Genomic DNA, 1247 nt, shown 5'->3' with positions numbered 1-1247 from the left:
GGCGAGGCCGGCGCCGGCGCAGCGCTGCCTTGGTCGGCCGCGAGCGGCGCCATGCCGGCCTTGGCGCGGGCCTCGTCGATGCTGGCGCGCACGCCGCGTGCGACGTCGTCGCCCGGGGGGATCTGGGCGAGGATGCGTTCCCAGTAGCCGGCGGCGGCGGCGAAGTCGTCGCGCTGGTAGGCGGCGGTGCCGGCCAGCGCCAGCGCCTTGGGATGCTTCGGTTCCGCCTCGAGCGCGCGCAGGACCAGCGCCTCGGACTCACCAGCGACCTTGCCGGTCGTCGCGGCAACCACGTCGGCCCAGTCGGAGAGCACGTCGGCGTTGTTGGGCACCAGCTTGTCGAGGCGCTCGTAGGCGGCCGCGGCCTTGGGGAAGTCCTTCAGCACCATGTAGGTGCGCGCCAGCATCGCCCAGCCCTCTGCGTTGTCGGGGTTGTCGACGAGGTGCTTCTCCAGGCTGCCCACCATCTCGGTGACCTGCTCCTCGGTGAAGCCCTGCTGGCCCTCGACGTTCTTCGGGTCGAGCGCGGCGGGCTCGCCGATCATCAGGTAGGTACCCACGGCGAGCGCGGGGATGGTGAGGCCGGTGGCGAGCGCCCAGGCCTTGCTCGGCCGGCGGTCGGCGCTGTCGGCCATCTCGGCGGCGACCTCGGCCTCTTCGAGGGCGCGGCGCTCGAGCTCCTCGCGGCTCTTGGCGTGGGCGGCGGCGTCGATGCGGCCCTCGGCGAGCTCGGCGTCGAGGTCGGCGAGCTGCTCGCGCAGCACGGTGAGCACCATCGCGCTCTGGCGCTCCTGGACCTGGTTGCGGCGGCCGTAGCCGAGCAGCGGCGGCAGGATCAATAGCAGCGCGCCGGCCACGAGCAGGCCGGCGAAGACGATGAAGGCGGTCACTTGCGGGACTCCGGGGATGCGGGATTCGAGGCGGCGTCCCCGCCGCCGGCGAGCAGCGCACGCGCACGCTCGCGGTCTGCGGCGCTGAGCGCGCCATCGGCGGCGATCTCGCTGCGGCGCCGGCGCAGGCGCCAGGCCAGCCAGCCGGCGCCGCCCAGCAGCAGGGCGAACGGTCCGACCCAGAGCAGCCCGGTCGCGGCATTGAAGGGCGGCTCGTAGAGCACGAAGTCGCCGTAGCGCTCGACCAGGTAGTCGATCACGTCGTCCTTGTCCTTGCCGGCGGCGAGCTGTTCGCGCACCTGGTTGCGCAGGTCCACCGCAAGCGGCGCGTTGGATTCGGCGATCGACTGGTTCTGG

General features: G+C 73.2%; 2 protein-coding genes. Both read right to left on the bottom strand.

Annotated elements, in window-relative coordinates; all coding sequences use genetic code 11:
- The coding region (gene ccmI, locus C667_RS23095; RefSeq protein ID WP_004389222.1) for a c-type cytochrome biogenesis protein CcmI at positions 1–890 on the bottom strand (890 nt) is incomplete at its 3' end.
- The coding region (locus C667_RS23090) for a cytochrome c-type biogenesis protein (RefSeq protein WP_004389221.1) at positions 887–1247 on the bottom strand (361 nt) is incomplete at its 5' end. The genes ccmI and C667_RS23090, both read right to left, overlap by 4 nt.

This window comes from Thauera phenylacetica B4P (assembly GCF_000310225.1).
GTDB classification, from domain to species: domain Bacteria; phylum Pseudomonadota; class Gammaproteobacteria; order Burkholderiales; family Rhodocyclaceae; genus Thauera; species Thauera phenylacetica.
The sequence above is the reverse complement of the archived record's forward strand: the minus strand, read 5'-3'. Positions and strand labels throughout refer to the sequence as shown.